The following is a 26,814-nucleotide window of genomic DNA, read 5'->3' on the forward strand; positions in this document are numbered from 1 at the left end:
GTGCCGGGATTTGACTCGTTTTGTTATGCCGAATCTGCATGGGGTATGCGTTTCCGGCATTAGATTTCGGCCTTCCCCATCGCAATAGTTGCCGCCTTTTTCGCTGGCCCGAGCGCCCTGTCGCTCGCTCGCGGTGTCCTTACACGAGGTCCCCGGACGGAAGCCAAAAGCTCACCGTGACGTTGCCAACGGCTCTGTTACGCGCTTTTCCGGTCGGTACCCGTGACCACTACAACAAAGGGTAAAGACATGAAGAAGGCAAAACTGAGCCTCGCCTGGCAGATCGTCATCGGTCTGCTCCTGGGCGTTGCTGTCGGCGCGCTGCTGAACCACTTCAGCGCGGAAAAGGCCTGGTGGATCAGTAACGTCCTCCAGCCTGCCGGTGACATCTTCATTCGCCTGATCAAGATGATCGTCGTCCCGATCGTGATTTCGTCGCTGATCGTGGGCATCGCCGGGGTTGGCGATGCGAAGAAACTGGGCAGCATCGGCCTGAAGACCATCCTCTACTTCGAGGTGGTGACCACCATCGCCATCGTAGTCGGCCTGGTGTTGGCCAACCTGTTCCACCCAGGCGCCGGCATCGACATGAGCACCCTGGGTACCGTCGACATCTCCAAGTACCAGGCCACCGCGGCCGAGGTGCAGCATGAGCACGCGTTTATCGAGACCCTGCTCAACCTGATTCCGTCGAACATCTTCGCAGCGCTGATGCGTGGCGAAATGCTGCCGATCATCTTCTTCTCGGTGATGTTCGGCCTTGGCCTGTCGAGCCTGCAGGCCGACCTGCGCGAGCCGCTGGTACGTACCTTCCAGGCCGTGTCGGAGACCATGTTCAAGGTCACCCACATGATCATGAACTACGCCCCGATCGGCGTGTTCGCCCTGATTGCCGTGACCGTTGCCAACTTCGGTTTCAGCTCGCTGCTGCCGCTGGCCAAGCTGGTAGTGCTGGTGTACTTCGCCATCGCCTTCTTCGCCTTCATGGTGCTGGGCCTGGTGGCGCGCCTGTTCGGCTTCTCGGTGATCAAGATCATGCGCATCATGAAAGATGAGTTGATCCTCGCCTACTCCACCTCCAGCTCCGAAACCGTGTTGCCGCGCGTGATCGAGAAGATGGAGAAGTACGGTGCGCCGAAGTCGATCTGCTCGTTCGTGGTACCGACCGGCTACTCGTTCAACCTCGACGGTTCGACCCTGTACCAGAGCATCGCGGCCATCTTCATCGCCCAGCTGTACGGCATCGACCTGTCCTGGAGCCAGCAGCTGCTGCTGGTGCTGACCCTGATGGTCACCTCCAAGGGCATCGCCGGTGTACCGGGCGTTTCCTTCGTGGTGCTGCTGGCGACCCTGGGCAGCGTAGGCATCCCGCTGGAAGGCCTGGCCTTCATCGCCGGTGTCGACCGCATCATGGACATGGCGCGTACCGCCCTGAACGTGATCGGCAACGCCCTGGCAGCCCTGGTGATCGCCCGTTGGGAAGGCATGTACGACGCCGCCAAGGGCGAGCAGTACTACGCCTCGCTGATGGCGGACAAACAGCAGGCTGCGGTTATTGGTGAAGCGGCCAAGCGCTGAGCCTGACCTGCTGAACCAGAAAGCCCCGACTTGTCGGGGCTTTTTGTTGGCTGTGAGTTTACCGCGGTCTGCAGGGGATCTCGGTCGCCAGTGATGGGCCCCGATACGCTATCATTCGGGCAATTTTCAGGGGGAACACACGGATGCTCAACGGCCTTTGGCTCGGCTTTTTCCTGGTGGCGGCCGTCTCCGCCCTGGCCCAATGGCTGGTCGGTGGCAATGCCGGCATCTTCGCCGCGATGGTCGAGAGCATCTTCGCCATGGCCAAGCTGTCGGTGGAGGTCATGGTCCTGCTGTTCGGCACCCTGACCCTGTGGCTGGGCTTCCTCAAGATCGCTGAAAAGGCCGGCATCGTCGAATGGCTGGCCAAAGTACTCGGGCCGCTGTTCGCCCGCCTGATGCCGGAAGTGCCGCCCGGCCACCCGGCGCTGGGCCTGATCACCATGAACTTCGCCGCCAACGGCCTGGGTCTGGATAACGCCGCCACGCCGATCGGCCTCAAGGCCATGCGCGCGCTGCAGGAACTCAACCCCAGCAGTACCACGGCGAGCAACGCGCAGATCCTGTTCCTGGTGCTCAACGCCTCGTCGCTGACCCTGCTGCCGGTGACCATCTTCATGTACCGCGCCCAGCAAGGCGCCACCGACCCAACCCTGGTGTTCCTGCCGATCCTGCTGGCGACCAGTGCCTCGACCCTGGTCGGCCTGCTGTCGGTGGCGGTGATGCAGCGTCTGCGCCTGTGGGACCCGGTGGTGCTCGCCTACCTGATCCCCGGTGCGCTGCTGCTGGGCGGCTTCATGGCCTTCCTGGGTACCCTGTCGGCGGCAGCGCTGGCCAGCCTGTCGTCAATCCTTGGCAACCTGACCTTGTTCGGGGTGATCACCCTGTTCCTGGTGATTGGCGCGCTGAAGCGGGTGCAGGTGTACGAAACCTTCGTCGAGGGCGCCAAGGAAGGTTTCGACGTGGCCAAGAGCCTGTTGCCCTACCTGGTAGCCATGCTGGTCGCTGTGGGTGTGCTGCGGGCGTCGGGCGCACTCGAGCTGGCCTTGGACGGCATTCGCCACGCGGTCAACTGGATGGGCCTGGATACCCGCTTTGTCGAGGGCCTGCCGACGGCGCTGGTCAAGCCGTTCTCCGGCAGCGCGGCGCGGGCCATGCTGATCGAGACCATGCAGACCCACGGCGTCGATAGCTTCCCGGCCTTGGTGGCAGCGACCATTCAAGGCAGTACCGAAACCACCTTCTACGTGGTGGCGGTGTATTTCGGCGCAGTCGGTATCCAGCGTGTGCGCCACGCCGTCGGCTGTGCCCTGCTGGCCGAGCTGGCCGGTGTGATCGCAGCCATCTGCGTCTGCTACTGGTTCTTCGCCTGAGCCTGATTCTGGGCCTGGCCGCTCTGCGCTACGGTCCAGTTCACCACCAGTCCGGCCAGTTGATCGCTGGCCGCGCCAAAGCCGGCGACTACGGCTGACACCTGGGTATCAGCCAGTGGCTGGCGCACTTCGAAGCGCTTGCTGCTGAGGATGCGCTGGCTGCGGCCTTGCACCAGGCGTGCGTCGTAACGGATCACCACTTCCACCTTGCCCCCCGGCTGATACTCGCTCTGGAACGCCTGCAGCTCACCGCTGAGCTCGTAGTCGGCCTGCAGGTTGCTGTCGTCAGCGCTCAGCCGCTGCACCCGGCCGTCGCGCTGGAAACCATCGAGCAGGCGGTTGCGCACCAGCAGCGGCACCGGGTCGCTCCAGCGGGCGCCCTTGTAGCTGCTGATCACATCGCCTTGAGGCAGCACGGCGATGCGTGGCCCGGCCAGCACTTCGCTGGCCAGCGGCTTGTTCAGGCGCAGCGACCAGTCCACCGGGCTGGCGCTGTGGCTGGCCTGGTTGACCGGCAGGCGGTAGATATCCACCGGCTCGCTCTGCGGCAGGATCGAGCAGGCGCTGGCCAGGCTCAGGGTGGCTGCGAGGGCCAGCAGGCGCAGCGATGGGGTCATGGCTGGAACTCCTTGTTGTTGTCACGGCCAAGCAGGTAGCCGCTCGGGTCGGCCTCCAGGCGCCGGGAAATACCCTTGAGCGAGTTGAGGGTTTCGCGCAGCTCGCGGATGGCCGGGCTCAGCTGGTTGAGCCCTTGGGCGCCGTCGTCGATGGATTGGCGGTTGTCCTGCAGCAGGCTGTTGAGGGTCGCGGCGCTTTCGGCCAGCGACTGCATGGCCTGCTCGGCGCTGCCGATGGCTTGCTTGCCTTGGCTACCGAGCAGGCCGTTGGCGTTGCGCATCAGTGCCTGGGTTTCGGCCAGGGTGGCATTGGCCTGTTTGCCGACCTGGGCCAGCTGGGCGATCGCCTCGCTGATGCCGCCGTTCTGGTTGGCGAAGGCGCCCGTGGTCTGGTCGAGGTTGGCCAGGGTGTTGCTCAGGTGCTCGATGTTGCTGTCCGAGAACATCTGCGTGGCGTTGTGCAGCAGCATGTTGATGTTGGTCACCAGGTCACTGCTGTCGTTGAGCAGGCGGGAGATCGGTGACGGCGAGGCGACGATCACCGGCAGCTTGCCGTCCTTGCCCTTGAGCTCCGGGCTGTGTGGCGTGCCGCCGCTGAGCTGGATGAACGAGTTGCCGGTGACCCCGGCCAGGGTCAGCTTGGCCTGGGTGTCTTCCTTGACCGGGGTGTCACCGCTCAGGCGCACCCGGGCCAGCACCCGGCGCGGGTCTTTCGGGTCCAGGCGCAGGCTGGTGACATCGCCGACCTTGATGCCGTTGTATTGCACCGGGCTGCCACGTGACAGGCCCGAGACCGCCTCGTTGAAGATCACTTCGTAGTCCTTGAAGGCATCGTCGACACTGGACTTGGTCAGCCACAGGCCGAACAGCATGGCGCCGGCCACCACCAGGACGGTGACCAGGCCAATCAGGACGTGATGAGCTCGGGTTTCCATTGTTCAGCGCTCCTGCCTGGCACTGGCGGCGGCGTGTTCGGCCGCGCGCCCGCGTGGGCCGTGAAAGTATTCGTGGATCCAGGGGTCGTTGGTCTGCTCGACCTCGGCCAGGGGGCCGGCAACCAGCACCTTCTTCTGTGACAACACGGCGATGCGATCGGTGATGGTGTAGAGGGTGTCGAGATCGTGGGTGATCAGGAACACGCTCAGGCCCAGGGCATCGCGCAGGGTCAGGATCAGCTGGTCGAAGGCGGCGGCGCCGATCGGGTCGAGGCCGGCGGTGGGTTCGTCGAGGAACAGGATGTCCGGGTCCAGCGCCAGGGCGCGAGCCAGGGCTGCGCGCTTGATCATGCCGCCGGAGAGCGACGCGGGGTATTTGTCGGCAGCGGAGATCGGCAGGCCCGCCAGGGCCAGCTTGACCCCGGCCAGGTGCTCGGCATCGGCGCGCGACAAGCCTGCGTGCTCGATCAGCGGCAGGGCGACGTTTTCGGTGACAGTCAGCGACGAGAACAGCGCGCCTTTCTGGAACAGCACGCCAAAGCGGCGCTCGACCAGTGAGCGCTGTTCCTCGCGCAAACCGGCCAAGTCTTCGCCGAATACCTTGACCTGCCCTTCGTTGGGGCGTCGCAGGCCGATGATGCTGCGCAGCAGCACCGACTTGCCGCTGCCCGACCCGCCGACCACTGCGAGGATTTCGCCACGGTACAGGTCGAGGTCGAGGTCCTTGTGCACCACCTGGCTGCCGAAGCGATTGCAGATGCCCCGTGCCTCGATCACCGCTTCCCGGCCACTCACCAGCCCATCTCCATGCAGAACAGCGCCGCCACCGCATCCAGCACGATGACCACGAAAATCGATTGCACCACGCTGGAGGTGGTGTGAGCGCCGACCGATTCGGCGCTGCCGCTGACTTTGAAGCCTTCGAGGCAGCCGATGGCGGCGATCAGGAAGGCGAAGATCGGTGCCTTGGCCAAGCCGACCAGGAAGTGCTGCACGCCGATGTCGGTTTGCAGCAGCGACAGGAACATGGCCGGCGAGATGCCCAGTGACAGGGCGCAAACCACCGCACCGCCGACGATGCCTCAGATCATCGCGACGAAGGTCAGCAACGGCAGCGAGATCAGCAGTGCCAGTACCCGCGGCACCACCAGCAGCTCTATGGGGTTGAGGCCCAGGGTGCGGATGGCGTCGACCTCTTCATTGGCCTTCATCGAACCGATCTGCGCGGTGAAGGCACTGGCGGTGCGCCCGGCCATGAGGATGGCGGTCAGCAGCACGGCAAATTCGCGCAGGAACGAGAAGGCCACCAGGTCGACGGTGAAGACGGTTGCACCGAAGTCGGCCAGCACCGTGGCGCCGAGGAAGGCCACCACGGCGCCGACCAGGAAGGTCAGCAAGGCGACGATGGGGGCAGCGTCCAGCCCGGTCTGCTCGATGTGCGCAATCACCGGGGTGACGCGCCAACGGTGTGGCTGCAGCAGGCGACGCAGCAGGGTGTCGATGATCAGGCCGAGGAAGCCGAGCAGCTGCAGGGTGTCCTGCCACAGCTTACCGACCGCGCAACCGATACGCTCCAGCAGCACCAGCAGCACGTTGCGCTCGGGCTGCTTGATCGGGATGCAGTAGTCCTGCACCGAGCAGTAGACATTCTTGAGCAAGGCGCGACTGGCTTCGGGCAGGTCGTTGGTGCAGTGCGAGAGGCGCTCGGAGCCCAGCAGTTCGGCCAGCAGCGAGGCGCCGGCGGTGTCCAGGCGGCCCAGCTGGCTGAGGTCGGCAAGGGTGTCCGCGCCATACTGCGTGCGCAGGCGCTCGCTGTCGCGCTTGAGGCTGGCGTAGTGGGCCAGGGTCCAGTCACCGGCGATCCGCAGGCAGGCCGGCTGGCAGCTGGTGTCCAGGGTGGCACTGGGGGTGGTCATAGGCTCCATGCATCCGGCTGGGCTAGAGGCTGATCATAGCGCAGCGGACATGGAGCGGTTTGTTGAATATGTGCTGTCCTGCATCCGTGTTACGGCGCAGGCGCGTCGTCCACCACCTTGAAGCGCAGCACGCCGATCACCTGGCCATCCTCGGTCAGCACGCGGACCTGCCACTTGCCCACCGGGTTGGGCGGAAAGTTCTGCTTGTGGGTCCAGGCACGGTAGCCCTCCTTGCGCCCGCCATGGATATCCAGGGCAATGCGATCGACCTCCTGGCCGTCCTTCTGCCACACATGGTAAATGCGCTCATCCAGGCCCCGCGGTGCGTTGATCGCGGTGTAGGCGTAAAGGCCGTTGCTGCGGATGCGGCTGGCGGCAATTTCTTCCAGCGATTCGCCGGGTTGGCGATTGAGTACTTCGGTGCTGACCGCTACGTCCGTCATCCACAGCGTTGCGGGTGGCACCCACGAACGCAGCAACCAGCCACTAGCGCCTACAGCCAGGGTAACCAGTACCAGTGCCACGCCGCGGCGCCAGGTATTGACCGGGAAGCTGCTGAGCAGGCTTGGGAACGACAGCGCCATGGCGGCAATCAACGCCAGCTTGTAACTCTGTGCGGTGGTCAGGTGCAGGATGATCGGCAGCGCGGTGAGCAGCGCGGCGAACAGCGTCAGGGTGTGCAGCGCGAGGAACAGCCAGCGCCGGGGTGCCAGCCACTTGTAGTAGAGCGGGTCGATGATCGAGATGAGCCCGGCGGCGCCTAGCAGGCCGGTGAATACCAGCTGGCCGCTGTTCCAGGTGGTGGTGATGAAGAAGAACGGCAGGACGAAGAACAGGCTTTCCTGGTGGATCATCTGCGTCGCGTAGCGCAGCAGTGGCTGCGGGATTTCGCGGTTGAAGGTGCGCGCGAACAGGCCGGTCAGGGTGTTTTCCAGCATCAGCCAGACCCAGCTGACCAGCATGAGGATGGCGATCCAGCTGGCCAGGCTGGCCTGGCGGTCGACCAGGATGAAACTGCCGATACCGGAAAGGAAGCCACCGAGTGCGATCACGCCGGGGTAGCGTTTGAGCAGCTCGATGACGCGCTGGACGAAGTGGGGTATTGGGGGCATGGGTCTACGACAAGAATGTGAAGTGGTTGTGCCGGCCTGCGAAAGGGCCGGTACTGGCAAAAGGATACCGCCGATTCACTGCTGCCGTGTAGCACCACTCGGTCGTTCCGGCTTGTGCCGCCGCCAGCGCAGCAGCCCCAGCGCCAGTATCAGCCCCACCAGCAAGGCAACCAGGCCATAAAGCTCGTCATACCCCAGGAACGGCTTTTCGATCCGCAGGTAGCCCTGATCCTTGAGCAACTCCTTCAAGGCCGCGTTGGCCTCTTCCAGCGTTACCTGGCGCAATTGGCGGGCCGGGTCGGCAAAGCGGCCGTTGTTGTAATCGTTCAGCGCCCCCCAGTAATAATCGGCCAGCGCACTGTTGCCCTGGGTGCTCCAGCTTTCCTTGGCCACGGCAGCATCCTTGATGCGGGCGAAGGTATCCGGGTCGAGGCCTTCCTTGCGCAAATGATCGAACAGCTGCTGCATGACCTTCACGGCCTGGTTGATATCATCGCGCTCAAGGTCGGCATTGAGGCTGAGCATGCCACTGTCGCCAAAGCTCTCGCGTTGTACGGACGGCCCATACGACAGGCCGTTGCGCAGGCGCAGCTGGTCGTATACGGCCCAGTCGAGGTAGCGTGACAGCAGGTCAAGGGTCTGCTGATGGTCACTGTCCAGCACCGGTTCGATGAACAGCCAGTGCAATTTGACGCTATCGCCCAGCAGGCCATGGGTCAGGTCGCGGCGCTGCTCGGCCTGTTTGCTGATGCTTTCGAGGGTGCGCCGCTCTTCCGGCTCGGTGGCAGGCAGTTCGCCGAAGGTGCGCTCCAGATAGGCCGGCAGCAGGCGATCCAGGCCGCCGACGACGATCAGGCTCATGTTGTTGGCGGCGTACCAGTGGTCACGCAGGGTTTTCACCTGCTCCAGGGTCATGTCCGCGACATTGGAGCGTTCGGGGCATTTCAGGCCCAGCTCGGTGGCCAGCTGGTCGCTGGCCGGGTGGCCGATGTCCTGGCGGTCGAGCCAGCGCTGCAAGTGGCCATAGTGGCCGCCATCCTCGCGTTCGATGATGTGCTTGGCCGTGGCCAGGGCCTTGGCGTCGATGCGGGTGTCGCGGATGATCGCCAGTAACAGGTCGAGCACCTTGCGCTGGTTGCGCGCTGGCGCCTCGATGACGAAGGTGGTGTCGGCGCTGCTGGTGTAGGCGTTCCACTCGCCACCCAGGCTCTGCAAGCGTTCTTCCAGGCCGCCTTCGCCGGTCTCGTCGATGCCAGTGAACAGCAGGTGTTCGAGCAGGTGCGGCAGCTCTTTCTGCTCGCAGTCGAAGTCATCCAGGCCCACCCCCACCACCAGGCGGATCGCCACATGGTCACGCTCGTAACCGGACTTCAGGATCACCTGCAGGCCGTTGGGCAACAGGTAACCCTCGACCCGCGAGCGATCGAGGGCAAATGAGGGCAGGCTGCAGATCAGCAGGCAAACGAACATCAGGCAACGCATGGGCGAGCGACGGTCTCCAGGTGTGCGAGATCAGGACAGGTGGGCATCTTCCGGGACGCTGTCGAGCAGCAGCCCGCCAGTGTCCGAGCCACCCAGTACCACATAGGCACTGCTGCAGAACAAAGAGTTCAACCGCTTCATGTCGGCGATCAGCTCCAAGTGTAGCGAACTCGTCTCGATACTTTGCACTACCTTACGCTGCAAACGGCTGACATGGGCATGCGCCAGGCGCCGTTCCTGGGCGCGGAAGCGGCGTTTTTCACGCAGCAGCAGGCGCGCGCTTTCCGGGTCGGCGCTGAGGAATACCGACAGGCCCAGACGCAGGTTGGCCAGCAATTGCTCCTGCAGCCCGGTGAGTTCTTCCAGGCCGACCTGGGAAAACTCCCGGCGCTGGCTGGTTTTCTGCTGCTGCACCTTGCGCAGCATGCGCTCGATCAGGTCGCAGGCCATCTTCAGGTTGATCGCCAGTTCGATGATTTCGGCCCAGCGCCGGTTGTCCTGGTCGCTGAGGTCTTCCCGTGGCATCTGCGCGAGGTACAGCTTGATCGCGCTGTACAGCGCTTCGGCATCCTCGCTCAAGGCCCGCACCTGCTGGGGTATGGCAGTGTGGGTGCCGCGCAGGGCGCCGAGCATTGCCTCCAGCAGGCTGTCGACGATGTCGCCCAGGCGCAGGGTTTCCCGCGCGGCATTGGCCAGGGCCAGGCTGGGCGTGGTCAGCGCCGAGGCATCGAGATGACGCGGGCGTATCTGGCCATTGCTGGCCTCGCGTTCGGGCAGCAACGCATTGCACAGGCGGCCCATGGGTTTGACCGTCGGCAGCATGATCAGGCAGCGCAGGGTGTTGTAGAGCAGGTGGAAGCCGATCACCAGCTCCTGCGGGCTGAAGCTCAGGCTGTCCATCCACTCTACCAGTGGGTGCAGCACAGGGATGATCAGCACCAGGCCGATCAGCTTGTACAGCAGGCTGCCCAGGGCCACCCGGCGACCTGCGGCGTTCTGCATGCTGGTGCTGATGAAGGCCAGCAGGCCGCTGCCGATGTTGGCGCCTACCACCAGGCCGATGGCTACCGGCAGGCTGATCACTTCGGCGCCGGCCAGGGTGGCGGTGAGCAGCACGGCAGCCAGGCTGGAATACGAAACCATGGCGAACAGCGCGCCGACCAGGGCGTCGAGCATGATGTCGCCGGTCAAGGACGCGAACAGCACCTTCACGCCTTGTGCGTGGGTGATCGGCGCTGCCGCCTGCACGATCAGCTGCAGGGCCAGGATGATCAGGCCCAGGCCGATGCCCACGCGGCCCAACTGGCCGGCACGGGTCTGCTTGCGCGAGAGGAAGAAGATCACCCCGAGGAACACCAGCAGTGGCGACAGCCACGACAGGTCGAAGGTCAGTACCCGGGCCATCAGCGCGGTACCCACGTCGGCACCGAGCATGATCGCCAGCGCCGGGGTCATGGCCATCAGGCCCTGGCCGACGAAGGAGGTGACCAGCATGGCGGTGGCGTTGCTGCTCTGCACCACGGCAGTGACCACGATGCCGGCAATGAATGCCAGCGGCCGGCGGTTCATGTTCTGGCTGAGTACACGGCGCAGGTTGGAGCCGAACACCCTGAGGATGCCGGTACGGACGATATGCGTGCCCCACACCAGCAAGGCCACGGCGGAGAGCAGGTCGAGCAGGGTCAGCATGGTCGAGCCCCCCTTTGTTCTCGGGCTCCAGCAGTGGAGCCAAAATGTGTGAAGCCGTAAGCCTGGCCCGGGGGTGGGTGTTTTGATCCAGTGCTTACTCAAGCTTTAGTTGTTTTGCGGACCTCGCGCCAGCTTGGCACGCTCTGCAAGCATTTGAAATGTTTGTGTCATGAAAGCTTGCACATGAAAAAGGGCCCCGGAGGGCCCTTTTTGCTGCGCGTCCTGATCTTATTGACCCGGAATGTCCTTGCGCAGTTTCACCGGCTCATGCTCCTTGCCTTGTTTGCGTGCCATGGCGGTGCGCATGCGGATGTTGATCGCCTCCACGGCCAGCGAGAAGGCCATGGCAAAGTAGACGTAGCCCTTTGGCACGTGCACGTCGAAAGATTCGGCGATCAGCACGGTACCGACGACGATCAGGAACGAAAGTGCGAGCATTTTCAGCGACGGGTGTTTGTCGATGAAGTCGCTGATGGCGCCGGCGCAGGCCATCATCACCAGCACCGCGACGACGATGGCGGCAATCATCACTGGCACGTGCGAGACCATGCCGACGGCGGTGATCACCGAGTCCAGCGAGAACACGATGTCGATGATGGCGATCTGGATGATGGTGTACAGGAACTTGCCGCCAGCGCCCTTGGGTTCGTCGGCGCTCTCTTCCTCGCCTTCCAGGCCGTGATAGATCTCTTGCGAGCTTTTCCACAGCAGGAACAGGCCGCCGCAGAACAGAATCAGGTCACGACCGGAAATGCCCTGGCCGAATACCACGAACAGATCGGCGGTCAGGCGCATGACCCAGGTGATCGACAGCAGCAGCATGATGCGGGTGACCATGGCCAGGGCCAGGCCGAAGATCCGGGTGCGCGGCTGCATGTGCTTGGGCATGCGGCTGACCAGGATCGAGATCATGATGATGTTGTCGATCCCGAGCACGATCTCAAGCGCTGTGAGGGTAAAAAAGGCAACCCAGATTTCCGGGCTGGTCAGCCATTCCATGTGTATTCCTTCAAACGATAAAGGCGATGCACCCCTTCAGGGGCGCATCGCATTGGGTGATGCGTGTTAATTAAAGACTACTGAACAGTGGGAAAATGCCCATCAGCAGCGCGGCGAACATTATGCATAGGCATACCAGCACTGCCCACTTGAGCGTGAAGCGCTGGTGATCACCGAACTCGATACCGGCCAGGGCCACCAGCAGGTAGGTCGAAGGCACCAGTGGGCTGAGCAGGTGAACCGGCTGCCCGACGATCGAGGCACGGGCCATTTCCACTGGGCTGATGCCGTAATGGCTGGCCGCTTCCGACAGTACCGGCAGCACACCGTAGTAGAAGGCGTCGTTGGACATGAAGAAGGTGAACGGCATGCTCACGATCGCAGTGATCACCGCCAGGTACGGGCCCAGTGCTTCAGGGATGACCGCCAGCAGGCTCTTGGACATGGCCTCGACCATGCCGGTACCGGACAGGATACCGGTGAAGATGCCCGCGGCGAAGATCAGACCGGTCACGGCCAGCACACTGCCGGCGTGAGCGGCGATGCGGTCTTTCTGTTGCTGCAGGCACGGGTAGTTGACGATCATGGCGATGCTGAAGGCGATCATGAACAGTACCGGCAGCGGCAGCAGGCCAGCGATCAGCGCGACCATCAGGCCGGCGGTCAGGGCACCGTTGAAGTAGATCAGCTTGGGGCGACGCGCTTCCGGGAACTGCGACACGCTGATTTCGCTGTGATCGATGTCGTCGGTCGGCAGGTGCAGTTCACCCAGGCGGGCACGTTCGCGCTTGCCGTACAGGTAGGCGATGGCGAGGATCGCCAGCACACCGAAGGCCATGGCCGGGATCATCGGCACGAAGATGTCCGACGGGTCTACATGCAGGGCGCTGGCAGCGCGGGCGGTCGGGCCACCCCATGGCGTCATGTTCATCACCCCGCCGGCGAGGATGATCAGGCCGGCCATGATCCGCGGGCTCATGCCCAGGCGGCTGTACAGCGGCAGCATGGCGGCGCAACAGATCATGTAGGTGGTGGCGCCGTCACCGTCGAGTGAGACCACCAGGGCCAGCACCGCCGTGCCGACCGAGACTTTCAGCGGGTCACCCTTGACCAGCTTGAGGATCTTGCGCACGGCCGGGTCGAACAGGCCGGAGTCGATCATCAGGGCGAAATAGAGAATGGCGAACATCAGCATCACGCCGGTGGGCGCAAGCTTGCTGATGCCTTCGAGCATCATCGGGCCGATCTTGGCGGAAAAACCGCCGAACAGGGCGAACAGGATCGGTACCAGGATCAGCGCGATCAAGGCCGACAGGCGCTTGGTCATGATCAGGTACATGAAGGTGATGACCATGGCAAAGCCGAGGAAGGTCAGCATGGCAATACTCCAGGCGTGGCGCGGCGAAAGGAATGGCTATTCGGGCGGATCAGCGCGATTGGCGCTGCACGGGGAGCATGCGGAGGGGGGCTACATAAAGGCGTGCGTAAAGGCGGGCGCAGGAATACATCAGAATCACCATTGTTGTTGTTGATGGGCCGGGCGCGGAGACTTCCGGGTGCCCTGGCTGACCGGTCTTGTGCCGGTAGTGGCGGCTATCCTAGGGGGACAAGCTTTCAGCCAGCTTTCGCCGGGAAAACGGCGACGGGAGGTAGGTGATGCTGGATGTAACCGAGGGTGGCTGCCATTGCGGGGCCTTGCGTTATCGGCTGCAGGGTGACCTGACGGATGTCGCCCATTGCCATTGTTCGATCTGTCGGCGGGTCAGCGGCGGGCTGGTGGTGACCTGGGTCACCCTGCCCCGCACCGGTTTCCGCTGGTTAGCCGGGCGGCCCCAGTGCTATGTGGCGCCGGCCAGTTGCAAGCGGTATTTCTGTGGGGAATGCGGGGCGCATGTGGCGTTGGTGACCGAACATAGCCCGGGAAGTATCGATGTGACGGTGGCGACGCTGGATCACCCGGAACGGGCGCCGGCCAGGCGGCATATCTGGATTGGCAGCCGGTTGCCCTGGCTGCACCTGGATGAGGAGTTGCCTGGGGAGGCGCAGGAAAGTCTGTAAGCCTTGTGTTGCCTGTACCGGCCTCATCGCGGCTGAAGCCGCTCCTACAGGGTGGGGCCGGTACAGGGTTCAGGGCAACTGCAGGCCGCCAGCTGCCTTGTGCAAGGCCCGCAAATGCTCGCCAATGTGCTTCACGTTGGCCTCGACCGCGGCAATTTCCTTCGCCCGTGAAGGCTCCAGCAGCGCCCTCACCTCTTTGTCCAGGTCGCTGCTCAGGCGCAGCAGCTTGGCCTGTCGCTCGGCGCTGACCTGCTCCAGGTGCTTGCGCTCTTCCGGCTGTGGCAACCCATAGCCCTTGGCATCCAGCAACTCGGCCGGGCGGCTGAGGAAGCCGCTGTTGGCAAGCATCTGCTTCAGGGTCTCGTCGGCTTTGTTGATGCTGCCGTCCTTCAGCGCTGCGGCGTTCAGGTAGCGCTGTTTCACTTCGTCCTGAGCCAGCAGCAACTGCCGGCGCAGGCTGGCCTGCTCGAGCAGCAGCAAGGCCGCGCTGGTGCGCAGGTCGGCCTTGTCGAACCACGCGCGCCTCTGCTCTGGATCCTGGGCCAGCCAGTCCTCGACCTCGGTCTGCTTGATCGGCAACTGCTTCCTCAGCACATCGAACATGGCCTGGTAGCGGTCGCGGTAAGAGTCGAAGCGGTAGCCCAGGCGCAGGGCCTCTCGCGGGTCATCGAGCACGCTGGTATCGGCCAGTCCCCTGCCCTTGAGCACGGCCAGCAACCCATTGGGCATGATGCTGTCGAGATCACTCAGGCGTGGGTTGGCCGTGCCGCTGCGCAGCAGCTTCAACGATTCCACCGCGCAGTTGTTGGACAGGAACCAATAATTGCCGTCGTAGCTCCAGTGCATCTCGGCGGCCTGGCGCACCAGGTTCTCGATTTCGTCGCGGTTGAGCTTGAGTGGTACCGAGGCCAGGCTGCGCAGTTCGGTCTTGGTGTATTCATCGATCACCTGGCCCAGCGGCAGCACGAACAGCCGTGAGGGATAGGTGCCGACCAGGCCGTCCCAGCTGGACAGCTGCACGTCGTTGACGAACGCACGGTAAGACAGCACCAGGCTCTGGTCGAGGTCCAGGCGGCAGTCCGGGCCACGTGGACGACCGGGTTTGCAGATCACCAGGCGCAGCATGCTGTGGCCCCAGCGGCTGACCAGGTTCTGGTTGGCCTCAGCCAGCAGGAAGTCGACCTCGTAGACCCGCTCGGGGTCGATCTCGCCCAGCGGCTGGCGGGCGAAGTCGCTGCCGGCATTGATGAACGGCAGGCCTTTGACACAGGTGTTCTGCTGTGGCGCCCAGCTGAAGTGGTCACGCAGGTAGCGGTTGAGCGCCGGTCGACGGCAGCCGTAGCTCGGGTCGAGGAGGAAATACTCCATGTTGACCGCGATGTATTCCTTGGGGCTGCTCAACTCGTAGCTGTCGGGGCTGCGCATGAGCTGGGCGTTGTGCTGCTCACGCTCGCCACGGCGACCGACGTATTGCGGCCAACCAGCCAGGTCGAGCAGGCGCGGGTCGTCGCTGAGGGTAAAGCGGCGTTCGGCCTGGCCGCGGCACTCTTCCGGCTGGCCGATCTTGCCCAGCGTGCCTTGCTGGCGCGCACAGCGGGCGATCATCGAGCGTTCGGCGCTTGGCCACAGGCGGGCACGATCATAAATATGGGTGAGCTCATGCAGGACAGTGGCCAGCAGCTCTTCACGCACCGTGCCATGGGGGCGGTTGGTGCGCTCGGTGGCAGCACTGCCGTCAGTCAGGCTGGGCAGCAGGCGGCGGTTGAGTTCGAGGGTCGATACCAGCGAAGCCTGGCCATAGGCATCGGCTGGCATGTTGTCGCTCCAGCTGACCGTGACGCGCCGGTCCAGGCGTTGTTTAAACAGTGGCGGCAGCTTGACCATGGCCTCGTCGAGCAGGGCCTGGCTGGCTTGGGTCTGTTGCGGGTCGAGGCCTGCCGCCTGCAGTTCGAGCTGCAGGTCGGCCAGGGCGGGCGTGCCCAGCAGCGTCAGGGCGCAGCCGAGCAGCCAGGCACGCACGCGGTTCACAGCGCGAGGATGGCTTCGGCCAGTACTTGGTCGCTGGCGTCGCGCGCTTCAGGTACACGCTCGCGCAGGGTGCTGAATGCAGCTTCGAGCTGTGCACCACGGATATCGCCATTGCTGGCGACAAAGCTGGCGGCGTCGTCATGGGCTTCGCGCACGACTTTGGCGTCGCGGATCGAAGTGGTGGTGTCAGAGGTGAAATCGATCGAGCGGCCAAAGGCGCGCACGATGATGTTGCTGGTGGCCACCAGGGTCTGTGCTTGGGCCAGGTCGGCCAGCAGCAACATGCCGAGGGTAGCGGCAATCAGCGGTTTACGCATGGAGCATCTCCGAAAAATACAGGGAGTCAGGGATAGTTATTGGACGAGAATTGCTTCTGCCAGTTCAAGGTCACCGACGGAGTGCCGGGCGCAGTTGTGGCGCAGCGAGTCGAGTGCCGCTTCCAGGCGTGCACCACGGATCAGGCCATCGCTGGCAACGAATGCCGCAGCATCGTCGCGGGCCTGCCTGACCAGTTTGCGGTCGAAGGGGGCGGCGGTGACCTGGCTGGTAACGTAGCCCGTGATGACCAGGCCTTGTGTGGTGGTGTCCATGGCGTGGGCACTGGCCATGGCAGTGGCGGTGAACAGCAACGGCAACAGATAACGCATGAGCTTTCTTGACGGCAGGGGGAGTGAACGGCAAAGGCTAGCCCAGGTGCGTGGCCGCTAGCCAACGCACCTGCTTTGCATAGCCTTGATCAGATCGCGAGGATGGCCTGAGCCAGCTGCGCATCACTGGCTTGCAGTTGCGGCATGGTCGAACGGATGTGCAGGAAGGCACTTTCCAGCCGCGCACCACGAATGGCGCCTTGGGTACCGACGAAGCTGGCGGCGTCATCACGGGCGGCCTGCACGATCTTGTCATCGCGGAACGATGAGGTCAGGTCGGAAGTGGCATCGGTGGAGGCGGCGAAGGCGCGTACCACGGTATCGGTGGTAACAACAAAACTGCTGGCTTGGGCGGTGCTGGCCAGGCCGAGCAGCAGGGCGGCTCCAATCAGGTATTTACGGGTCATGTTCTAGGACTCCTGGATAGGGTTCTGCTTAATCGGACGCTTGCACAGCTCGTTGCGCTACGTGTTTGACAACGGGTTCTACCAGACTGCTGAGCGAAGCGTATCACGCGGTGCTGTTTTTGGATGTTAATAGGAGCGGAAGCGGACAACTGTTATGGTCAATTTAATAATTATCATAACTGTACAGGTTGTGCGCGGAACGGCTCTGAAACGTAGCTTGCGGGCAATAAAAAACCCGCTGCAGTCGCCTGCAACGGGTTGGGGAATTCGCGGTGCCGGCCGCAGCCGGCAAACCGGAGCTTAGCGCCAGAACGGCTTGCTCAGCTCTTCGTAACGCTGCGACTCGCTGATACCGGCGTCGGCCAGCAGGCGGGCATCCAGGCGAGCCAGTTGACGGCGGCTGGCCATGCGACGCTGCCACAGCAGCAGAGTGGAGATAGCGCGCAGTGGCAGGGAAGCCTGGGACTGCTGGGCATTGCTTTCAAAAACCAGACCGGAACTGAGGGTACGTTCCATGATGTTTCATCCTTCCGCTTATGGCGGGATTAGGTAGTGATTTAACTGATGCCAATGATCCTCCTCTGCTGTCCATAACAGTAGATACAGTTCAACAGTAATGCGATGGGCCAGTTAACTGTTTAACCCGACTGTTGCACTCGAAATAGGCGAAACTGTACCGGTCCGCACTGAGTTGGTGCGTTCTGACGAGGTTCAGAAGATTTGAAAGGCAGAGGGGCGCGAAAATAGCAGTACAGTAGTACAGTTTGTGCGGGTGAATTAAGCGAAGTGTTCAGGCGGGGGTGGTTTGACTGTACTGGCCCTGTCGCCGGCGTGGCGACGACAAGGCCCGAACAGTTGAGGTGGCTGGATCAGCTGGCGAGCATGCGCCCGGTTTCTTCCAGGTTCTCGTGCCAGCTCAGTGCTTCACGCAGGATGTGCGGGGTGTGGCCACCACGCTGGCAGGCGCGATCGAAGTAATCGTTCAGCGCTGCGCGGTAGTCCGGGTGCACACAGTTGTCGATGATCGCCCGCGCCCGCTCACGCGGTGCCAGGCCACGCAGGTCGGCCAGGCCTTGCTCGGTGACCAGAATGTCGACGTCGTGCTCGGTATGGTCAACGTGGCTGACCATTGGCACCACGCTGGAAATGGCACCGCCCTTGGCGATCGACTTGGTGACGAATACCGCCAGGTGGGCGTTGCGGGCGAAGTCACCCGAACCGCCAATGCCGTTCATCATCCTGGTGCCGCAGACGTGGGTCGAGTTGACGTTGCCGTAGATGTCGAACTCCAGCGCTGTGTTGATGCCGATGATGCCCAGGCGGCGGACCACCTCAGGGTGGTTGGAGATCTCTTGCGGGCGCAGGACCAGTTTGTCCTTGTAACGCTCCAGGTTGCCGAACACATCGGCATTGCGACGGGTCGACAGGGTGATCGAGCTGCCCGAGGCAAAGCTCAGCTTGCCGGCGTCGATCAGGTCGAAGGTCGAGTCCTGCAGCACTTCGGAGTACATGGTCAGTTCTTCGAACGGCGACTCGATCAGGCCACACATCACTGCGTTGGCGATGCTGCCGATACCGGCCTGCAGCGGGCCGAGCTTGTTGGTCATGCGGCCAGCTTGCACTTCTTGCTTGAAGAAGTTGATCAGGTGGTCGGCAATGCCCTGGGTTTCGTCATCTGGTGGCAGCACAGTGGATGGCGAATCCGGCTGGTCGCTGATGACGATGCCGACGATCTTGGCCGGGTCGATCGGGATCGCGGTGCTGCCAATGCGATCGTCAACCTTGACCAGCGGGATTGGCGTGCGGGTCGGGCGATAGGTCGGGATATAGATGTCGTGCAAGCCTTCGAGATTGGCATTGTGTGACAGGTTGATCTCGACGATCACTTGTTTGGCGAAGATCGCGAAGCTGGCCGAGTTACCCACCGAGGTGGTTGGCACGATGTGACCCTGTTCGGTGATGGCCACGGCTTCGATGACCGCGATATCCGGCAGCTTGAGCTGCTGGTTGCGCAGCTGCTCGACGGTTTCCGACAGGTGCTGGTCGATGAACATCACCTGGCCGTCGTTGATGGCCTTGCGCAGGGTGCTGTCGACCTGGAACGGCATGCGACGGGCCAGCACGCCGGCTTCGGTCAACTGCTTGTCGAGGTCGTTGCCCAGGCTGGCGCCGGTCATCAGGCTGATTTTCAGTGGCGACTGCTTGGCGCGTTCGGCCAGGGCATGCGGCACAGCCTTGGCTTCGCCGGCGCGGGTGAAACCGCTCATGCCGACGGTCATGCCGTCCTCGATCAGGCCAGCGGCATCAGCCGCACTCATTACCTTGCTGTGCAGGGAGGACAAGCGGATACGATCACGGTACATGGATTGTTATCTCGGGCTACTGAAACTACTGAAGCGCAGTCTAGAGATTTCGCCCATTGCCGTCCCACGACCATGGTCGTATGAGAAGCATTGAAATAGAGCCGTTGATCCGGATCAACAAAAGGAAAGCCCCGGCAGATTCTGACCGGGGCTTCCTTTATATCAGCGGGTTTGCAACAGCCGCTGTCACTCCACCGCTTTCACCATGTCTTCGATGACCTTCTTCGCGTCACCGAACACCATCATGGTCTTGTCCAGGTAGAACAGTTCGTTGTCCAGGCCGGCATAGCCGCTGGCCATCGAGCGCTTGTTGACGATGATGGTCTTGGCCTTGAAGGCTTCGAGGATCGGCATGCCGGCGATTGGCGACTTCGGATCGTTCTTCGCCGCCGGGTTGACCACGTCGTTGGCGCCCAGCACCAGCACCACATCGGCCTGGCCGAACTCGGCGTTGATGTCTTCCATCTCGAACACCTGGTCGTACGGCACTTCGGCTTCGGCCAGCAGTACGTTCATGTGCCCAGGCATGCGCCCTGCCACCGGGTGGATCGCATACTTCACGGTCACCCCGTTGTGGCTCAGCTTCTCGGTCAGTTCCTTCAGGGCGTGCTGGGCACGGGCCACCGCCAGGCCGTAACCCGGAACGATGATCACGCTGTCAGCGTTGCTCAGCAGGAAGGTGGCGTCGTCGGCAGAGCCGGACTTCACCGGGCGCTGTTCTTTCGAGCCTTGCGCCGCGCCGGCATCGGTATCGCCGCCAAAGCCGCCGAGGATGACGTTGAAGAACGAGCGGTTCATCGCCTTGCACATGATGTACGAGAGGATGGCACCGGACGATCCGACCAGGGAGCCTGCGATGATCAGCATCGAGTTGTTCAGCGAGAAACCGATACCGGCCGCTGCCCAGCCCGAGTAGCTGTTGAGCATCGACACCACCACCGGCATGTCGGCACCCCCGATCGGAATAATGATCAGCACGCCCATGATGAAGGCCAGGACCAGCATCAGGGTGAAGGCACTGTAGTGGCCGGTGAAGGTGAACAGCAGGCCCAGGGCGATGGTGGTCAGGCCCAGAATCAGGTTCAGCTTGTGCTGGCCGGCAAACTGTACCGGTGCGCCCTGGAACAAGCGGAACTTGTACTTGCCCGACAGCTTGCCGAAAGCGATTACCGAACCGGAGAAGGTAATGGCACCGATGGCCGCGCCAAGGAACAGTTCCAGGCGGTTGCCGGTGGGGATCGGGTCGCTGATGGCCGTAACGATGCCCATCGACTGCGGCTCCAGCACGGCGGCGATGGCAATGAACACCGCGGCCAGGCCGATCATGCTGTGCATGAAGGCGACCAGTTCCGGCATCTTGGTCATCTCGACACGCTTGGCCATGACCGAACCGGCAGTACCGCCGACCAGCAGGCCGACGATGACGTAGCCGATGCCGGCAGTCGCGCCGCCGTTGCCAACAGAGAGGGCGCCCAGCTTATAGATGAGGCCAACCGTCGTGAGGATCGCGAGCCCCATGCCGATCATGCCGAACAGGTTCCCGCGCCGCGACGTGGTCGGGTGCGACAGGCCCTTGAGCGCCTGGATGAAACACACCGAGGCGACGAGGTAGAGGAGCGTTACCAGATTCATGCTCATGCTTACTTCTGCGCCTCGTTCTTGGTTTTCTTCTTGAACATCTCAAGCATGCGGCGGGTGACCAGGAAGCCACCGAACACGTTGACCGCGGCCAGGGCCACCGCCAGGGTGCCCATCAGCTTGCCGGCCGGGGTCACGGTCAGGGCCGCCGCCAGCATGGCGCCGACGATGACGATCGCCGAAATGGCGTTGGTAACCGCCATCAGCGGGGTGTGCAGTGCCGGGGTGACGTTCCACACCACGTGGTAGCCCACATAGATGGCCAGCACGAAGATGATCAGGTTGTAGATGCCATGGGAAATCAGCATGTCTTCCATTGTCGTGCTCCTTAGCCGTTCTTGCGGACAACCTGGCCGTCGCGGCACATCAGGCAGGCCGCGACGATGTCGTCTTCGAGGTTGATGACCAGCGCGCCGTCTTTGTCGAACAGCAGCTTCATGAAGTCCAGCAGGTTGCGCGCATACAGCGCCGAGGCATCGGCACCCACTTGGGCCGGCAGATTGGTCGGGCCGACGATGATCACGCCGTTTTCCTGCACCACCTGGTCGGCGACCGTCAGCGGGCAGTTGCCGCCCTGGGCTGCCGCCAGGTCGATGACCACAGAGCCAGGTTTCATCTGTGCGACCGTTTCGGCGCTGAGCAGGGTCGGTGCCTTGCGGCCGGGGATCAGCGCGGTGGTAATGACGATATCGGCCTGCTTGGCACGCTCGTGGACCGCCTGGGCCTGACGTTGCATCCAGCTGGCCGGCATAGGCCGGGCATAGCCGCCGACGCCTTCGGCGCATTCACGCTCTTCGTCGGTCTCGTAGGGCACGTCGATGAACTTGGCGCCCAGCGATTCGATCTGCTCCTTCACCGCCGGGCGTACGTCGGATGCCTCGATCACCGCACCCAGGCGCTTGGCGGTGGCGATGGCCTGCAGGCCGGCAACACCTGCCCCCAGGATCAGCACGCGCGCGGCCTTAACGGTACCGGCGGCGGTCATCAGCATGGGCATGAAGCGAGGATAGTGGTGGGCCGCCAGCAACACGGCCTTGTAACCGGCGATGTTGGCCTGCGACGACAGCACATCCAGGCTCTGGGCCCGTGAGGTGCGTGGCGCGGCTTCCAGGGCGAAAGCGGTAATCCCGCGTTCAGCCATCTTGCCGATCAGCTCGCTGTTGAAGGGGTTGAGCATGCCTACCAGGAGGCTGCCACTGTTGATCAGAGCCAGTTCCTGGTCGTTGGGAGCGACCACCTTGAGCACCAATTGGGCGCCGTAGGCATCGGCTGCGCTTCCCAGGGAAGCCCCCACGGCCTCATAGGCACTGTCCGGAATGCTGGCGTTGAGCCCTGCCCCCCGTTGGACGGTGACCTGATGGCCCTGGCCAATCAGTTTCTTGATGGTTTCGGGGGTCGCAGCGACCCTTGTCTCACCGGTCTGCGTCTCGAGAGGAACACCAATGTGCACGACTATTTCTCCTGCGGTGACCTTTTGTCTTTGTAAAAGCCAGCACACTACGGATGGTGCGCTGGGGCGGCTGTTGAGCGCCGAACCCGCCGAATCCAAGGCGGGCGAAGCATTTTGCAGACGAACCAAGGGGCCTTCAACCGGTTCTGGAGCGAAACGAAGTTAAAACTACAAGTCACCCTGTGACCGTATGTCGCAAGTGATAGGCTACAGCCCGTCAAACATGGGCTATTGGCAGATTAGGGGAAAAATAGAAATTTTTTGCGATGATTTCGCTGATGGGCTCGTGAATGTCGTAAAACCCTCTGAAAGCCGCGTGTTTAGCGGTTTGGAAGGGGTTTTTCGTTTCACCTGAACAGTTTTCGCTTATGCGACAAAAACGTATATCTGTAGGTGTTTAAAATAATTGACTACAAAGGTAGGTCAGGCGCTTTCGTCTTTGTGCGAGGCGGTATAGAGCTGTGCCTGGCTCACCAGCCAGTCACGGAAGGCGCGCAGTGACGCGGACTCTACCTTGCGGTCGGGAATCATCAGATAGTAGGCCTTGTCGCTGGATAGCGCGTATCTGTTAGCGACCACCAACCTGCCCTCCTCCAGTTCACGCTGGATCAGGAACGGCGGGATCAGTGCGATGCCCATTTCGTGCATCGCCGCCTGAGCCAGCATGGAGAATAGTTCATAGCGCGGGCCTGTCATGTCGCCTGCGATATTCAGGCCCAGGCCATTGAACCACTGGCGCCAGGCGTAGGGCCGGGTGGTCTGTTGCAGCAGTGGCAAGCTGGCGATGCGCTGGGCATCGAGCATGCCCTGCCCGTTCAGCAAGGCCGGGCTGCACACCGGCACGGGGTTTTCGCCCATCAGGCGATGGGACTGGGTGCCGGACCAGTCGGCATCACCAAAGTAAATGGCGGCGTCGAACGGGGAGTCGGCGAACAGGAACGGGCGGGTACGGTTGGTCAGGTTGACAGTGACCTCGGGATGACGTTGCTGGAAGTCCTTGAGCCGTGGCAGCAGCCATTGGGTGCCGAAGGTAGGCACTACAGCCAGTTCGATCACGTTGGCGCCCTGCTGTCGCATCACCGACAGCGTGTCGCGCTCTACCGCATCCAGCTGCGCGGCCACCTGCCGGCTATAGGAAAGCCCGGCCTCGGTGAGTTTCACGCCGCGACGTGAGCGCCTGAACAGTTCCACATTGAGAAACGCTTCAAGTCCGCCGATCTGGCGACAGACGGCGCCCTGGGTCAGGGCCAGCTCCTGGGCTGCCTTGGTAAAGCTCTCGTGGCGTGCGGCCGCTTCGAAGCAGACCAGTGCTGTGGTGCTGGGAATCTTGCGGCGCATGTACGACAACCTCACTCATGGGGCCATGAATATGGCGTTTTTGACTATTTCGGAGTGACAAAATATCACTGATGCGTGCGCAATCCTCGTTTGTCGTGGTGCCGGATCAGGCCTAGCATCAATGGCACAAGAAACCGCTCCCCTATTTCGAGGATTTCGCTCATGGCCGGTAAAGCAAGCTTCAACTGGATCGACCCGCTGCTGCTGGATCAGCAGCTCACTGAAGAAGAGCGCATGGTGCGTGACAGCGCTTATCAGTTCGCCCAGGACAAGCTGGCCCCGCGCGTGCTGGAAGCCTTCCGTCACGAGCAGACCGACCCGGCGATCTTCCGCGAGATGGGTGAAGTCGGCCTGCTCGGTGCAACCATTCCCGAGCAATACGGTGGCAGCGGCCTGAACTATGTGTGCTACGGCCTGATTGCCCGCGAAGTGGAGCGCATCGACTCTGGCTACCGTTCGATGATGAGCGTGCAGTCTTCGCTGGTGATGGTGCCGATCAACGAATTCGGTACCGAAGCGCAGAAGCAGAAATACCTGCCCAAACTGGCCTCTGGCGAGTGGATTGGTTGCTTTGGCCTGACCGAGCCTAACCATGGCTCCGACCCAGGCTCGATGATCACCCGTGCCAGGAAGGTTGATGGCGGCTATCGCCTGAGTGGCAGCAAGATGTGGATCACCAACAGCCCGATCGCCGATGTGTTCGTGGTCTGGGCCAAGGATGATGCCGGCGATATCCGCGGCTTTGTTCTGGAAAAAGGCTGGGAAGGCCTCAGCGCCCCGGCGATCCATGGCAAGGTTGGCCTGCGTGCTTCCATCACCGGTGAGATCGTCATGGACAACGTGTTCGTCCCTGAGGAGAACATCTTCCCGGATGTGCGCGGCCTCAAAGGTCCGTTCACTTGCCTGAACTCGGCGCGTTATGGCATTTCCTGGGGTGCGCTGGGTGCGGCTGAAGCCTGCTGGCACACCGCTCGCCAATACACCCTGGATCGTCAGCAGTTCGGTCGTCCGCTGGCGGCCAACCAGCTGATCCAGAAGAAGCTGGCTGACATGCAGACCGAGATCACACTGGCCCTGCAAGGCTGCCTGCGCCTGGGGCGCATGAAGGACGAAGGCGCTGCGGCGGTGGAAATCACCTCGATCATGAAGCGCAACTCTTGCGGCAAGGCCCTGGATATTGCCCGTATGGCCCGCGACATGCTTGGCGGCAACGGCATTTCCGATGAGTTCGGCGTGGCGCGCCACCTGGTCAACCTTGAGGTGGTCAACACCTATGAGGGTACCCATGACGTGCATGCGCTGATCCTCGGGCGTGCACAGACCGGCATCCAGGCCTTCTACTGATAAGGAGCCAGCCCATGGGCGCGCTATCTCATCTGCGGGTGCTGGACCTCTCCCGTGTGCTGGCGGGGCCTTGGTCTGGCCAGATCCTGGCGGACCTGGGTGCTGACGTGATCAAGGTCGAGCGCCCTGGCAGCGGCGACGATACTCGCTCCTGGGGGCCGCCCTTCCTCAAGGATGCCGAGGGGGAGAACACCAGCGAGGCGGCCTATTACCTGTCGGCAAACCGCAACAAGCGCTCGGTGACCATCGATTTCACCCAGCCGGAAGGCCAGCGCCTGGTGCGGGAGCTGGCGGCCAGGTCGGATATCGTCATCGAGAACTTCAAGGTAGGTGGGCTGGCGGCCTATGGGCTGGATTACCCGAGCCTGAGGGCGATCAACCCCAAGCTTATCTATTGCTCGATCACAGGCTTCGGCCAGACGGGGCCGTATGCCAAGCGTGCGGGGTATGACTTCATGATCCAGGGGCTGGGCGGGCTGATGAGCCTGACCGGGCGCCCGGATGGAGAAGACGGTGCCGGGCCGGTGAAGGTAGGTGTTGCACTGACCGATATTCTCACCGGGCTCTACTCGACGGTGGCGATTCTGGCTGCTCTCGCCTACCGCGATCAGCATGGGGTTGGTCAACATATCGACATGGCGTTGCTCGATGTGCAGGTGGCGTGCCTGGCCAACCAGGCGATGAACTACCTGACCACGGGCAGTCCGCCGCGGCGGTTGGGTAATGCTCACCCTAACATTGTGCCTTATCAGGATTTCCCGACGGCGGATGGCGATTTCATCCTCACTGTGGGTAACGATGGCCAGTTCCGCAAATTCGCCGAGGTGGCTGGCCAGCCGCAGTGGGCGGATGACCCGCGTTTCGCTACCAATAAGCAGCGGGTGGCGAACCGGGCCGAGCTGATTCCACTGATTCGCCAGGCGACGGTATTCAAGACCACTGCCGAATGGGTGAGTCAACTGGAGGCCGCCGGGGTGCCATGCGGGCCGATCAACGATCTGGCGCAGATGTTCCAGGATCCACAGGTGTTGGCGCGGGGGCTGGCGGTAACCATGCCCCATGTGCTGGCTGGGAGCGTGCCGCAGGTGGCCAGCCCGATTCGGCTGTCCGAAACGCCTGTAGAGTATCGGCGTGCGCCGCCGCTGCTGGGCGAGCATACCGAGGCGGTGCTGGGTGATGTGCTGGGAATGGATGCCGATGCTGTAGGGCGTTTGCGCAGTGCTGGCGTGCTTTGACTCTATATAGAGCGGTTGAAGAGCGGGGAGGCCGTCAGGCCTCCCCGCTTTGCTTTTCAGCGATATTGAAGTTTCTTCAAAATAAGGGTTGACGCGCCTTCGAATCCCCTTATAATGCGCCCCACTTCCGACGTAGTCGAAACGGAAAACTCCTTGAAATTCAATGAGTTGGATGAATCAGGTGGTGTCGGAAGCGCTTCGGTTGAATGATCGATAGCGGTTGAGATGAAGGTTGACAGCGGTTTCAAATGCTGTATTATTCACCTCCCGCAACGAGAGATCGAAGCGAGTTAAGTGTCTGAAGTTAAACGAGTTTCTCGCAAAAAACTTCAAAATAAACGCTTGACAGACCCTGAGGGAAGCGTAGAATGCGCGCCTCGGTTGAGACGAAAAGCTCTTAACCAAACGCTCTTTAACAAATCGAATCAAGCAATTCGTGTGGGTGCTTGTGAGTACGGACTGATAGTCACAAAGATTATCAGCATCACAAGTGACCATGCGAGAAATCACATAGTCATTTGAGATTGCTGAGCCAAGTTTAGGGTTTCTTAAAAACCCAAGCAGTATTGAACTGAAGAGTTTGATCATGGCTCAGATTGAACGCT

The 26,814-nt window shown here is 62.3% G+C and carries 23 protein-coding genes and 1 pseudogene; 5 read left to right on the forward strand and 19 right to left on the reverse strand.

Annotation, left to right across the window (positions count from 1 at the left end):
- Window positions 1-249: 249 nt before the first annotated feature.
- Window positions 250-1,578 carry a glutamate/aspartate:proton symporter GltP gene (gene gltP / locus ABE528_RS05870; RefSeq protein ID WP_152958409.1) on the forward strand — a complete coding sequence of 443 codons (1,329 nt, stop codon included), beginning with the start codon at window positions 250-252 and terminating at the stop codon, window positions 1,576-1,578.
- A 143-nt stretch (window positions 1,579-1,721) separates the two neighbouring features.
- On the forward strand, window positions 1,722-2,951 hold the full coding sequence (locus tag ABE528_RS05875; RefSeq protein WP_152958408.1) for a spore maturation protein: 1,230 nt from the start codon (window positions 1,722-1,724) through the stop codon (window positions 2,949-2,951).
- Here the strand turns inward: ABE528_RS05875 and ABE528_RS05880 are convergent.
- The 9 genes and pseudogenes from ABE528_RS05880 to ABE528_RS05920 form a co-directional block, all read right to left on the reverse strand.
- Window positions 2,933-3,568: an ABC-type transport auxiliary lipoprotein family protein gene (locus ABE528_RS05880; protein ID WP_152958407.1), complete on the reverse strand. Its 636-nt coding sequence runs from the start codon at window positions 3,566-3,568 to the stop codon at window positions 2,933-2,935. The two genes, ABE528_RS05875 and ABE528_RS05880, sit on opposite strands and share 19 nt — an antisense overlap.
- Window positions 3,565-4,503, reverse strand: coding sequence for an MlaD family protein (locus ABE528_RS05885; RefSeq protein WP_152958406.1), 939 nt, complete (start codon window positions 4,501-4,503; stop codon window positions 3,565-3,567). The genes ABE528_RS05880 and ABE528_RS05885 overlap by 4 nt, the downstream gene beginning before the upstream one ends.
- A gap of 3 nt (window positions 4,504-4,506) precedes the next feature.
- Complete coding sequence (locus tag ABE528_RS05890; protein WP_346652425.1) at window positions 4,507-5,298, reverse strand: ATP-binding cassette domain-containing protein; 792 nt, start codon at window positions 5,296-5,298, stop codon at window positions 4,507-4,509.
- Window positions 5,295-6,428, reverse strand: a pseudogene (locus tag ABE528_RS05895) (MlaE family lipid ABC transporter permease subunit). The gene ABE528_RS05890 and the pseudogene ABE528_RS05895 overlap by 4 nt, the downstream one beginning before the upstream one ends.
- A gap of 80 nt (window positions 6,429-6,508) precedes the next feature.
- The gene (locus tag ABE528_RS05900; protein ID WP_346652426.1) at window positions 6,509-7,531 is read right to left on the reverse strand and encodes a DUF5924 family protein; all 1,023 of its coding nucleotides are present in this window, start codon (window positions 7,529-7,531) and stop codon (window positions 6,509-6,511) included.
- A 75-nt stretch (window positions 7,532-7,606) separates the two neighbouring features.
- Window positions 7,607-9,013, reverse strand: a complete 1,407-nt coding sequence (locus ABE528_RS05905; protein WP_152958403.1) for a pitrilysin family protein — start codon at window positions 9,011-9,013, stop codon at window positions 7,607-7,609.
- A 30-nt stretch (window positions 9,014-9,043) separates the two neighbouring features.
- Window positions 9,044-10,702: a Na/Pi cotransporter family protein gene (locus tag ABE528_RS05910; RefSeq protein WP_152958402.1), complete on the reverse strand. Its 1,659-nt coding sequence runs from the start codon at window positions 10,700-10,702 to the stop codon at window positions 9,044-9,046.
- Window positions 10,703-10,930: 228 nt separating this feature from the next.
- Entirely contained in the window at window positions 10,931-11,701 is a 771-nt protein-coding gene (locus tag ABE528_RS05915) for a TerC family protein (protein WP_085676644.1), read from the reverse strand.
- A 70-nt stretch (window positions 11,702-11,771) separates the two neighbouring features.
- On the reverse strand, window positions 11,772-13,079 hold the full coding sequence (locus ABE528_RS05920; protein WP_346652427.1) for a CitMHS family transporter: 1,308 nt from the start codon (window positions 13,077-13,079) through the stop codon (window positions 11,772-11,774).
- A 278-nt stretch (window positions 13,080-13,357) separates the two neighbouring features.
- Here ABE528_RS05920 and ABE528_RS05925 point away from each other — a divergent pair, with 278 nt between their 5' ends.
- A complete protein-coding gene (locus ABE528_RS05925) occupies window positions 13,358-13,759 on the forward strand; it encodes a GFA family protein (RefSeq protein ID WP_346652428.1) in 402 nt (133 codons plus the stop codon).
- A 69-nt stretch (window positions 13,760-13,828) separates the two neighbouring features.
- On the opposite strand, the gene ABE528_RS05930 is transcribed toward ABE528_RS05925, so the two are convergent.
- The 10 genes from ABE528_RS05930 to ABE528_RS05975 all read right to left on the reverse strand — a co-directional run bounded on the left by ABE528_RS05930 (window position 13,829) and on the right by ABE528_RS05975 (window position 23,630).
- Window positions 13,829-15,787 (reverse strand): DUF4105 domain-containing protein, encoded by a 1,959-nt coding sequence (locus ABE528_RS05930; RefSeq protein ID WP_346652429.1) that lies wholly within the window; start codon window positions 15,785-15,787, stop codon window positions 13,829-13,831.
- Window positions 15,784-16,104 carry a DUF2388 domain-containing protein gene (locus ABE528_RS05935; protein WP_346652430.1) on the reverse strand — a complete coding sequence of 107 codons (321 nt, stop codon included), beginning with the start codon at window positions 16,102-16,104 and terminating at the stop codon, window positions 15,784-15,786. Before ABE528_RS05935 ends, ABE528_RS05930 begins: the two co-directional genes overlap by 4 nt.
- 36 nt (window positions 16,105-16,140) lie before the next feature.
- On the reverse strand, window positions 16,141-16,434 hold the full coding sequence (locus ABE528_RS05940; RefSeq protein WP_152958399.1) for a DUF2388 domain-containing protein: 294 nt from the start codon (window positions 16,432-16,434) through the stop codon (window positions 16,141-16,143).
- Between the two features lie 89 nt (window positions 16,435-16,523).
- On the reverse strand, window positions 16,524-16,841 hold the full coding sequence (locus tag ABE528_RS05945; RefSeq protein WP_152958398.1) for a DUF2388 domain-containing protein: 318 nt from the start codon (window positions 16,839-16,841) through the stop codon (window positions 16,524-16,526).
- Window positions 16,842-17,141: 300 nt separating this feature from the next.
- Window positions 17,142-17,357 carry a DUF1127 domain-containing protein gene (locus ABE528_RS05950; protein WP_054884336.1) on the reverse strand — a complete coding sequence of 72 codons (216 nt, stop codon included), beginning with the start codon at window positions 17,355-17,357 and terminating at the stop codon, window positions 17,142-17,144.
- A 353-nt stretch (window positions 17,358-17,710) separates the two neighbouring features.
- Window positions 17,711-19,204 (reverse strand): acetyl-CoA hydrolase/transferase family protein, encoded by a 1,494-nt coding sequence (locus tag ABE528_RS05955; protein ID WP_152958397.1) that lies wholly within the window; start codon window positions 19,202-19,204, stop codon window positions 17,711-17,713.
- 186 nt (window positions 19,205-19,390) lie between these two features.
- Window positions 19,391-20,842 carry an NAD(P)(+) transhydrogenase (Re/Si-specific) subunit beta gene (locus ABE528_RS05960; RefSeq protein WP_152958396.1) on the reverse strand — a complete coding sequence of 484 codons (1,452 nt, stop codon included), beginning with the start codon at window positions 20,840-20,842 and terminating at the stop codon, window positions 19,391-19,393.
- A gap of 2 nt (window positions 20,843-20,844) precedes the next feature.
- Window positions 20,845-21,159 carry an NAD(P) transhydrogenase subunit alpha gene (locus ABE528_RS05965; protein ID WP_003256966.1) on the reverse strand — a complete coding sequence of 105 codons (315 nt, stop codon included), beginning with the start codon at window positions 21,157-21,159 and terminating at the stop codon, window positions 20,845-20,847.
- A gap of 11 nt (window positions 21,160-21,170) precedes the next feature.
- Window positions 21,171-22,292, reverse strand: coding sequence for a Re/Si-specific NAD(P)(+) transhydrogenase subunit alpha (locus ABE528_RS05970; RefSeq protein ID WP_015268506.1), 1,122 nt, complete (start codon window positions 22,290-22,292; stop codon window positions 21,171-21,173).
- 423 nt (window positions 22,293-22,715) lie between these two features.
- Window positions 22,716-23,630: a LysR family transcriptional regulator gene (locus ABE528_RS05975; protein ID WP_346652431.1), complete on the reverse strand. Its 915-nt coding sequence runs from the start codon at window positions 23,628-23,630 to the stop codon at window positions 22,716-22,718.
- Between the two features lie 162 nt (window positions 23,631-23,792).
- Here ABE528_RS05975 and ABE528_RS05980 point away from each other — a divergent pair, with 162 nt between their 5' ends.
- Window positions 23,793-24,974 (forward strand): acyl-CoA dehydrogenase, encoded by a 1,182-nt coding sequence (locus ABE528_RS05980; RefSeq protein ID WP_346652432.1) that lies wholly within the window; start codon window positions 23,793-23,795, stop codon window positions 24,972-24,974.
- A 14-nt stretch (window positions 24,975-24,988) separates the two neighbouring features.
- Window positions 24,989-26,209 carry a CaiB/BaiF CoA-transferase family protein gene (locus ABE528_RS05985; protein ID WP_152958394.1) on the forward strand — a complete coding sequence of 407 codons (1,221 nt, stop codon included), beginning with the start codon at window positions 24,989-24,991 and terminating at the stop codon, window positions 26,207-26,209.
- Window positions 26,210-26,814 lie beyond the last annotated feature (605 nt).

Origin of the sequence: Pseudomonas sp. TWI628, from assembly GCF_039673865.1 — a bacterium.
In the GTDB taxonomy this organism is placed as follows: domain Bacteria; phylum Pseudomonadota; class Gammaproteobacteria; order Pseudomonadales; family Pseudomonadaceae; genus Aquipseudomonas.